Annotated in this window: 6 protein-coding genes; 2 read left to right on the top strand and 4 right to left on the bottom strand. The window is 71.1% G+C overall.

What is annotated here, in order from left to right:
* Positions 1-119: 119 nt before the first annotated feature.
* The 3 genes from pepN to ACWGJB_RS10140 all read right to left on the bottom strand — a co-directional run bounded on the left by pepN (position 120) and on the right by ACWGJB_RS10140 (position 4733).
* Positions 120-2693 (bottom strand): aminopeptidase N, encoded by a 2574-nt coding sequence (gene pepN, locus ACWGJB_RS10150; RefSeq protein WP_453379723.1) that lies wholly within the window; start codon positions 2691-2693, stop codon positions 120-122.
* 100 nt (positions 2694-2793) lie between these two features.
* Positions 2794-3576 (bottom strand): SDR family NAD(P)-dependent oxidoreductase, encoded by a 783-nt coding sequence (locus tag ACWGJB_RS10145; protein WP_453379722.1) that lies wholly within the window; start codon positions 3574-3576, stop codon positions 2794-2796.
* A gap of 137 nt (positions 3577-3713) precedes the next feature.
* Positions 3714-4733: an aspartate-semialdehyde dehydrogenase gene (locus ACWGJB_RS10140; protein ID WP_453379721.1), complete on the bottom strand. Its 1020-nt coding sequence runs from the start codon at positions 4731-4733 to the stop codon at positions 3714-3716.
* A 298-nt stretch (positions 4734-5031) separates the two neighbouring features.
* Here ACWGJB_RS10140 and ACWGJB_RS10135 point away from each other — a divergent pair, with 298 nt between their 5' ends.
* Both ACWGJB_RS10135 and ACWGJB_RS10130 read left to right on the top strand, forming a co-directional pair.
* Positions 5032-5559, top strand: a complete 528-nt coding sequence (locus ACWGJB_RS10135) for an RNA polymerase sigma factor (protein WP_453379720.1) — start codon at positions 5032-5034, stop codon at positions 5557-5559.
* A 2-nt stretch (positions 5560-5561) separates the two neighbouring features.
* Complete coding sequence (locus ACWGJB_RS10130; protein WP_453379719.1) at positions 5562-6389, top strand: hypothetical protein; 828 nt, start codon at positions 5562-5564, stop codon at positions 6387-6389.
* Between the two features lie 52 nt (positions 6390-6441).
* On the opposite strand, the gene ACWGJB_RS10125 is transcribed toward ACWGJB_RS10130, so the two are convergent.
* A complete protein-coding gene (locus ACWGJB_RS10125; RefSeq protein ID WP_453379718.1) occupies positions 6442-9756 on the bottom strand; it encodes a S8 family serine peptidase in 3315 nt (1104 codons plus the stop codon).
* Positions 9757-9907 lie beyond the last annotated feature (151 nt).

The raw sequence follows: 9907 nt of genomic DNA, 5'->3' as shown, positions 1-9907 counted from the left end.
CCACGTGCGGGGGCCACCGGCCCCCGGGTACACCCGGTCACCGGGCCCCGCCCTCGCTCCAGGCGTCGGGGGGGCCGGGGGGCAGGCCCCCGGGCCCCCCCCCTTCGTCGTACCGTCGGCTACTCGGCCGCAGCGTCCGCCGCCTGGGCCCGCAGGGCGCGCTCGACGCCCGCGCGGGACTCCGAGACGAGCCGGGCCAGGGCCGCGTTCGGCTGGGCCGCGGCCAGCCAGGTGTCCGTCTTGGTGACGGTCTCCTCGGAGACCTGGAGGGCCGGGTAGAGGCCGATCGCGATCTGCTGGGCGATCTCGTGGGAGCGGGTGTCCCACACTGACTTCAGGACCTCGAAGTACCGGTCCGTGTACGGCGCCAGCAGCTCACGCTGGTCGGTCTGGACGAAGCCGCCGATCACCGCCTCCTGCACGGCGTTCGGCAGCTTGTCGGAGTCGATGACCGACGCCCACGCCTCGGCCTTCGCCTCCTCGGTCGGACGGGCGGCCCGGGCGGTGGCCGCGTGGCGCTCGCCGGCGGCGGTCTTGTCCCGCTCGTACTCGCCCGCGATCTCCGCCTCGTCGAACCGGCCGACCGCCGCCAGCCGCTCCACGAACGCCCAGCGCAGGTCGGTGTCGACGGCCAGGCCCTCGATCGTGTGGGTGCCCTCCAGCAGGCTGTCCAGGAGGTCCAGCTGCTCCGGGGTGCGGGCGGTCGTCGCGAACGCGCGGGCCCAGGCCAGCTGGTGGTCGCTCGCCGGGGCGGCGGACCGCAGATGAGCGAGGGTGGCGTCGGTCCAGCGGGTGAGCAGGGCCTCGCGGGCGGTCGGGTCGGCGTACAGCTCGACGGCCAGCTTCACCTGGCGGTGCAGCGACTGCACGACACCGATGTCGGACTCCTTGCCGATACCGGCCAGCACCAGGGACAGGTACTCGCGGGCGGGCAGTTCGGCGTCGCGGGTCATGTCCCAGGCCGACGCCCAGCACAGCGCGCGGGGCAGGGAGGACTCGAAGTCGCCCAGGTGCTCCGTCACGAACTGCAGCGACCGCTCGTCCAGGCGGACCTTCGCGTACGACAGGTCGTCGTCGTTGAGCAGGAACACCGCCGGACGGCGGCGGCCGGCCAGCTGCGGTACGGCGGTCAGCTCGCCGTCCACGTCCAGCTCGATGCGGTCGGTGCGGACCAGCTTGCCGCTCGTCTCGTCCAGGTCGTACAGGCCGATCGCGATCCGGTGCGGGCGCAGGATCGGTTCGCCCTTGGCACCGGCGGGCAGCGCCGGGGCCTCCTGGCGGATGGCGAAGGAGGTGACGACACCGTCGGCGTCCGTCTCGACCTCCGGGCGCAGGATGTTGATGCCCGCGGTCTGCAGCCACTTCTTCGACCAGGTGCTCAGGTCACGCCCGGAGGTCTCCTCCAGGGCGCCCAGCAGGTCGGACAGGCGCGTGTTGCCGTACGCGTGCCGCTTGAAGTAGGCCTGCACGCCGGTGAAGAACTCGTCCATGCCGACGTAGGCGACGAGCTGCTTCAGGACGGAGGCGCCCTTGGCGTAGGTGATGCCGTCGAAGTTGACGAGGACGTCGTCCAGGTCGCGGATCTCGGCCATGATCGGGTGCGTGGAGGGCAGCTGGTCCTGCCGGTACGCCCAGGTCTTCATGGAGTTGGCGAACGTCGTCCACGAGTGCGGCCAGCGCGAGCCGGGCGCGTACGCCTGGCAGGCGATGGAGGTGTAGGTGGCGAACGACTCGTTCAGCCACAGGTCGTTCCACCACTCCATGGTGACCAGGTCGCCGAACCACATGTGGGCCAGCTCGTGCAGGATGGTCTCGGCCCGCGTCTCGTACGCCGCGTCGGTCACCTTGGACCGGAAGACGTACTGGTCGCGGATGGTCACCGCGCCCGCGTTCTCCATCGCGCCCGCGTTGAACTCGGGCACGAACAGCTGGTCGTACTTCTTGAACGGGTACGCGTAGTCGAACTTGTCCTGGAACCAGTCGAAGCCCTGCCGGGTCACCTCGAAGATCGCGTCCGAGTCCAGGAACTCGGCGAGCGAGGGCCGGCAGTAGATGCCGAGCGGCACGCTCTGCCCGTCCTTCTCGTACACGCTGTGCACGGAGTGGTACGGGCCGACGATCAGCGCGGTGATGTACGACGAGATGCGCGGCGTCGGCTCGAAGACCCAGATGTCGTCCTTGGGCTCGGGCGTCGGCGAGTTGGAGATGACGGTCCAGCCGCTCGGCGCCTTCACCGTGAACTGGAAGGTCGCCTTGAGGTCCGGCTGCTCGAAGCTGGCGAAGACCCGGCGCGCGTCCGGCACCTCGAACTGGGTGTAGAGGTAGGCCTGCTCGTCGACCGGGTCGACGAACCGGTGCAGGCCCTCGCCGGTGTTGGTGTAGGCGCAGTCGGCCACGACCCGCAGGACGTTACGGCCCGCCAGCAGGCCCGGCAGTGCGATCCGGGAGTCCTCGAAGACCTCGGCGGCATCCAGCGGGTCGCCGTTCAGGGTGACCTCGTGGACCGCCGGGGCCACCAGGTCGATGAAGGAAGCGGCGCCTGCTTCGGCGACGTCGAAGCGCACCGTGGTCACGGACCGGTAGGTACCGCCCTCCTGCGCGCCGGAGAGGTCGAGATCGATCTCGTACGAGTCAACGGTGAGCAGCTTCGCCCGCTGCTGTGCCTCTTCGCGAGTCAGGTTTGTGCCAGGCACGCGGTCATCTCCTCGTTATGTGTGGGTTGCGCCATCCTTCCATGGCAGCCCGGCCCCGGGCGACGAGGGAAAACCCCAGAGATCGCCCGGACGGGAGGCGTCAGGCGGCGGTCGTGCCGCCGTCGACCGGCATCGCCGCGCCGGTGACGAAGGAGGAGCGGTCGCTGCACAGCCACAGCGCGGCCTCGGCGACCTCGGCGGGGCCGGCCATCCGCTTCTGCAGGGTCTCGCCCTCGAACCGCTCCCGCAGCTCCGGCAGCGTCCGCACGGCCCGGTCCATCATCTCGGTGCGGGTGCTGCCCACCACCAGCGCGTTGACGCGGATGCCGCGCTGCGCGTACTCGGCCGCGGCGGCCCGGGTGAGCCCGAGGACGGCGTGCTTGGCGGCCACGTACGCCGCCGACGCCCCGGTCGCCCGCTGCCCCGCGACACTCGACGTGTTGACGATCGTGCCGCCGCCGGACCCGAGCATCTCGGGGATCTGGAAGCGCAGGCAGTTCCAGACCCCGCGCACATTGACGTCCATGGTCTGCTCGTAGACGTCCTGACCGGTCTCGTGCAGCTCGGTGCCGGCGGTGCCGAACCCGGCGTTGTTGAAGGCGCAGTCCAGGCGGCCGAAGGTGGCGACGGCCGTACGGACGACCCGCTCGACGTCCTCGGCCGAGGCCACGTCCGCCGGTACGGCCAGGGCCCGGCCGCCGCCGATCTCCTCGGCCAGCTCCCGCAGCCGGTCCGCGCGCCGGGCCGTCAGCACGACGGACGCACCCTCCCGCGCGAACAGCCGCGCGGCGGCCGCCCCGATCCCGCTGGACGCCCCGGTGATCATGGCGACCTTGCCGTCGAGAACGCGTGACGTAACGCACGACGGCTGAGTGTTGCTCATGTGTGGTGGCTCTCCCCTGGACGACGAACGTGATCACCGGCGCCCCGTAAGGGGCGCGGGGAACTGCGCGACCAGCCAGGACGGTGCCGCACCCGCCCGACGGCAGATGCCGGCACCCCCTGAGGCGCCCGGCCCCCCTACTTCGCCGACAGCTCTTCCGCCACCAGCTCCGCGATCTGCACGGCGTTCAGCGCGGCCCCCTTGCGGAGGTTGTCGTTGGAGATGAACAGCGCGAGCCCGTTGTCCACCGTCTCGTCACGGCGGATCCGGCCGACGTACGACGGGTCCTGACCGGCCGCCTGCAGCGGGGTCGGGATGTCGGAGAGCTCGACACCCGGGGCGTCCGCGAGCAGCTCGGTGGCCCGCTCGGGGCTGATCGGGCGGGCGAACCGGGCGTTGACCTGGAGGGAGTGGCCGGAGAACACCGGGACGCGGACGCAGGTGCCGGAGACCTTCAGCTCGGGAAGTTCCAGGATCTTGCGGGACTCGTGGCGCAGCTTCTGCTCCTCGTCGGTCTCGTTCAGACCGTCGTCGACGAGGTTGCCGGCGAAGGGGAGGACGTTGAAGGCGATGGGCCGCTTGTAGACCTGCGGCTCGGGGAAGTCGACCGCCGCGCCGTCGTGGGTGAGCTTGTCCGCGTCGGCGGCGACCTTCTGCACCTGCCCGTGCAGCTCCGCGACGCCCGCCAGACCGGAGCCGGACACCGCCTGGTACGTGGTGGCGACCAGCGCCTGAAGGCCCGCCTCCGCGTCCAGCACCTTCAGGACCGGCATCGCGGCCATCGTGGTGCAGTTCGGGTTGGCGATGATGCCCTTGGGGCGGTCGGCGATCGCGTGCGGGTTGACCTCGGAGACGACCAGCGGGACCGCGGGGTCCTTGCGCCAGGCGGAGGAGTTGTCGATGACCACGGCACCCTGGGCGGCGACGTGCTCCGCGAGCGCCCTGGAGGTGGCCCCGCCCGCCGAGAACAGCACGATGTCCAGGCCGGTGTAGTCGGCGGTCGCCGCGTCCTCCACGGTCACGCCGTCCAGCACGGTCCCGGCGGAGCGGGCCGAGGCGAACAGCCGCAGCTCGGTGACCGGGAAGTCGCGCTCCGTGAGGATCCTGCGCATGACCGTGCCGACCTGACCGGTGGCTCCGACGATTCCGACCCTCACGGTGACTCCCTCTGCATACGGTGACGTGTGTCTTCGGCCTTTCCATCATGCGGCCGACCCGGGTCAGCCTGTCCAATTCTTTGCCCGCCATACCCGCCGAACGGACCTCACGGCCTGTGGAACTCCCGTCGGCACCCATGCTGAGCTGCAGAAATTACCTCTCCGTGGCCTTCGTGCCGCAAGCTGTGCTGCGTGGCGCGCCGGTGTGACGTACGCCTCGGAAAAGATTTCCGGGAGCCGTCCGAACGTTTCCGGGGGCTGCGGCGTCGTAGGGGAAACGCGGTGAGGGGGGTGGGTTGTGCTGCGCAGAAAGGCCCGCCGGGCCCAGGGGGACCAGCACGGTGATCCCCTGGACGCGGACCAGGAGCGCCGGGTACGGGCGGTGCTCGCGCTGGGCGGCGTACCGCAGGCGGACCTGCTGGACGGGGTACAGCAGGTACGTCTGCGGCTGCTGGAGCGGGCCGCGAGCGGCCGGGAGGCACCGCGGGACGTCTCGGCGTGGGCGGCGGTGGTCGCCTCCAACCTCGCCATGGACTGGCACCGCGCCAAGCGCCGCCAGGAACGCCTCGGCGAACGCCTGGCCGCTCTCCGCATCCCCGACCACACCTCCGGCGAGGACAGCAGCCTGCTTTCCGTCGCCGTCGCCCGCGGCCTGGACGAACTGCCGGACGCCCAGCGCCAGGTCCTCGTCCTGCGTTTCTACGCCGACCTGCCGGTGCGCGGCATAGCCGAGGAACTCGGCATCCCCGAGGGCACGGTAAAGAGCCGGCTGCACACGGCGGTACGCGCCCTGCGCGCCCGCCTGCACGAGGACGAGGTGGTGTGACCATGCCCGCCGAACACGACGGCTACGACGGCGAGGTCCGGGACGACGACCACGGCCGCCACGACGGGTACGGCCGGGGCGAGGCGCAGCACGGGTTCTCCGGTGGTGCCGCGGGTGATGCCGACGCTCTGCTCGCCGTGCTCCTGGACGAGCCGCTCTCCGACGGGCAGCGTGCCGACCCCGGTTTCATGGCCGAGCATCGGGCCGCCGCCGCCGACGTGGCGCTGTTGCGTGCGCAGCTCGGGAGCATCGGGGACGCCCTGGCCGAGCAGCCGCGCCCGGAACCCCGGCCCCGGCCGAAGCCCCGGCCGCGTCCCCGCCTCTGGCAGCACCCCCATGTCCGCTCGCTCGGCCTGGTCGGTGCCCTCGCCGCCGGGTTCGTCTCGGCCGTTTTCGGTATCGGCTGGCTCACGGCGAACGGCGTCGACGGCAAGGCGTCCGACAGCAGCGCCGACAGCGCGGCCGGCAGCGCGTCGGTGGGTGTGCCGGGCAAGGAGGCCCTGGGCGGCGCCCGCTACCTGGCCTGTGCCCGGCTGGTCGTCGAGGGCACGGTGACCGGTGTGCGCCGGCTCCCGCAGGGCGGCGGGGAACGCGTCACCCTCAAGGTGACCCACGCCTACAAACCGGCGAAGACCGGTGAGGAGGTCGATGTCCTCTTCGCGGCGGGCGCCGACCCACGGATCCGCACCGGCGCCCGCCTCCTCGTCGGCGTCACGGCCGGACAGCAGGAGCCCGACCGGTACGCGGTCGGCGAGGCGGAGATCGCCCCGGAGCGGTCCTGGATCGTCCACGACCTGCCCGAGTCGCGCACCCTGAGCTGCCGGAAGTGAGAAGGGGCGGGCGCCCCGCAGGACGCCCGCCCCGGCACCGCGGCGGTTACCGCTACTGCGTGACCTTCTCGATCTTCACGCTGCCGATGCCCGCGACCGTGCCGCGCGCGTTGACCAGCTGGACCCGGCCGAAGAACTCACGTCCCTCGGGGGCCGCCGTGGCCGCCGTGACCCGGCCGGTCACCGTGGCCGAGGCACCCGTGCCGAGCTTGACCGGCGTCGATCCGTCGACTGCGACCGTGCCGAGCGCGGCGGAGAAGAACACGTCCCGGTAGTCGTAGTCGGTGGTGCCCGACGGGACCGAGTAGCCGGTGACCTCGACGGTGTAGGTGCCGGCGGCCGGCGAGGCGATGGACACCGCTTCCTCCGAGTCGCCGTCGGCAGACAGCCCGACCTGCTTGCCGGACGCGTCGAACACCGCCAGGTCGAGGTCGGCGGCGGTGTCGGAGACGCTGCCGATCGCCACGTCCAGCGACTGCGCACCCGCCGGCACGGTCACCGTGGTGGTCTGGACCTCGCCCTCCTTGATCGAGGGACGGGTCGTCTTCGAGGAGCCGAGCGGGCCGCCGACCAGCTTGCCGTCGAGCGCGGCGAACTTGTTGGTCACCTTCCAGGACGCGTCGACCGGGACGCCGGCCTTGGCCTCGGGCAGGGTCACGGTCTCCGGGTCGAAGGCCGCGCCGAGCACGGTGGCGTCCAGGTGGTAGGGGTTGTCGAGCAGCGGCGAGGTGCGGCGCGCCTCGACCTCGATCTCCCAGACCCCGGCCTGCGGGTCGGCGTAGGAGCGGACGTCCGGCTTGCAGCCGTTGCCGGCGAGGTAGTTGTTGTAGCAGTACGGGGTGCCGGTGTCCTCGACCGGGACGCCGTACGGGTGGATGGAGATGAACCGCGTCTGGCTCTTGGCGGCCAGCCCGCTCATCGCGACCTCCAGCGACTTGGCGCCCTCGGGCACGGTCACGAAGTACGACGTGGAGCTGTTGCGCTGCACCGAACCGGACGCGGCCCAGGTGTAGTGGACGGGTGCCGACACCACGACCGTCGTCAGGATCTGCTTGTCGACGCCCTCGGTCTTCGGGTCGTCGACTTCGAGGATCGCGGACTTGATGCCCGAACTCTTCGCCCGCGCCTGCACCTTGACCGTCACCGGCTGGTTCAGCGGCAGCTTCACCTCGTCGGAGCCGAGGATCTTGAAGGTGTGCCCGGCGTTGTTCTCGAAGTGCAGCTCGTGCCGGACCGCCTTGTCCGAGCCGGAGGTCCGGGTGATGGTGACGTCGTACGTCTTCTTCTGCCCGGCCTTCAGGCCGCCCTCGCGGTCGTACAGGCCGGTGCCGTAGCCCGGGGTCTTCAGCGCGTAGTCGATCGCGGTGTCGACGGGCGCCTTGACGGCGTAGTTATTAGGCACAGCGTCGTGGGCGGTGGCGTGGTCGCGGATGGCGTCCCACGCGTCGACGATGTCGATGCGGCCCGCGCCCTCCTCGTACGCCTGCACGTCCTTGATGTGGTGGGCGGTCGAGGTGAGGGCGGTGCGCAGGTCGGCGGGGGAGAGGCTGATCCCCTTCTCCTTCGCCGCCGACAGCAGCAGCGCGGAGGCTCCGGCAGCCTGCGGGGACGCCATCGAGGTGCCCTGGAGCATGGAGTAGCCGGCCGGCAGCGAGTAGCCCGCCTCGGCGACCGGGGAGCCCGGCAGCCAGGTCTGGGTGGTGTTGATCGCGGCGCCGGGGGCGACCAGCGTCGGCGTGAAGCCGCCGTCCTCACGCGGACCGCGCGAGGAGAAGGGCAGCAGCTGGTACTTCGTGGTCACCTGGGAGCCGTAGTTGGCGGCCCAGGTGTCCTTGGAGATGCCCGCGCCGACCGAGATGACCTTGTCGGCGAGTCCCGGGTCACCGATGGTGTTCGCGCCCGGGCCGGAGTTGCCCGCGGAGATCACCAGCTGCACGCCGTAGGTGTCGATGAGCCGGGTGTAGAGCTCGGCGCGCGCGTTGTTGCCGTCGTTCAGGGCCGGGAGGCCGCCGATCGACATGTTGACGATGTCGACGCCCCGGTTGGCGACCAGGTCGATCATGCCCTCGGTGAGGGCGACGTTGGTGCAGCCGCCGGTCCAGGTGCAGGCCCGGGAGGAGACGATCTTCGCGCCCGGAGCCGCGCCGTTCATCTTGCCGCCGAACAGGCCGTTGGCGGCGGTGATGCCGGCGACGTGGGTGCCGTGCTCGGACTCGATGACCCCGATGTTGACGAAGTCGGCCGTCTTGCCGACCCAGTCCCCGCCGAACGGGTCCATGGGGACGTCCTTGCGGATCTGCACGACGAACGGCTGCCGCTCGACGACGTCGGTCGCCGGGTTGTCGGTGCCGAAGTAGCCGACCTGGTAGCCGTCCTTGTACGGCTTCATCGGCGTGTCGTCGGAGAAGTCGTTGTTGTTGTTCAGGTCGACGGTGACCGTGCCGGCCGCCGGGTCGTAGAGCACGCCCCAGCTGTCGGTGGTGTCCCCGTCCCGGTTGGCGTCACCGGCCGCGTCGCCGCCCGTGGTGTACGACTCCTTGAAGGTGCTGACCTGGTACGACCCGGCGGGCGCCGTCCAGGTCTTGCCTCCGTAGCTGAAGCTCGGCCCGGACACGGCGGTGACCATGGGCCGCCAGGTCTGGTCGCTGTCGACGATCGGGTCGGTCGAGGTCACCCAGTCGACGATCTTCCGCTCGCCCGTGGTGGTCTTCTGCAGCGCCGGGTGGCCGAGGTCGACACCGGAGTCCAGGATGCCGATCGTGATGCCCCGGCCGTCCGCCTTCGGGTGGTCCTTGACGAAGTCGACGGCGCCCGTCTCGAAGGAGGGGTTGTAGGGGTTCTCGGCGGGGGTGTTCTTCCCCGGTGCCGGGTAGGTCTTCGCGGCCTTGGCCGACTTGGCGGTGTCCGACACCGCCGGGTCGTCGAGCTGGATCTCCTGGCGCAGGTCGATCGCGTGCACCGAGGACAGCTTCGCGGCGGCGGCGATCGCCGAGTCCGCCCGGCCGGTGGGGACGGTGGCGCGGACATAGCCGAGCTTGTCGTACGTACGGCCCACCGAGCCGCCCTTGACGCCGTCCAGCTCCCGGGCGACCTGCGCGGTCTGCCCCGGTGCGGTCGCGATCATCATCGTGACGTTCTTGGTGCCGTCGGCCTTGGCCTCGGCGAGCAGTTCGGCGTCGTCCGAACCGAGCTTGTCATGGGCCGACTTGGCGTCCGCGGTGGCGGTGGCGGCCGGGCCCGGCGTCGCGGCGGCGGCCAGGGGTATCGGCCCGGCGGCGGAGAGCGCGGCCACGACACCGACGGCCAGGGCTATGCGGCCCATGCGTCTGTGGCCCGGTATCGGGTCGTGCTGGGGGCTGAGGGTCATCTGCATCCCTTGTAGGTAAAGGAACGAGCATGGAGCGGCCGGAACCTGGTCAAGAACCGGCACGTAGGCGCACAGCTTTCCCCAAGGGAACGGTCTTTTGGGAACGTTGACCGAATCGATATGAACGTATGGGGAAAACCCCCTATCTGTG

The organism is Streptomyces sp. NPDC054813 (assembly GCF_053611365.1).
Note: the sequence above shows the minus strand (reverse complement) of the source record. Positions and strands in the feature narration are given on the sequence as shown.

Bases quoted from the DNA above. Each gene is read 5' to 3' on its own strand.
- ACWGJB_RS10125 (WP_453379718.1), bottom strand. From the start codon at position 9,756: ATGACCCTCAGCCCCCAGCACGACCCGATACCGGGCCACAGACGCATG.
- ACWGJB_RS10145 (WP_453379722.1), bottom strand. From the start codon at position 3,576: ATGAGCAACACTCAGCCGTCGTGCGTTACGTCACGCGTTCTCGACGGC.
- ACWGJB_RS10130 (WP_453379719.1), top strand. From the start codon at position 5,562: ATGCCCGCCGAACACGACGGCTACGACGGCGAGGTCCGGGACGACGAC.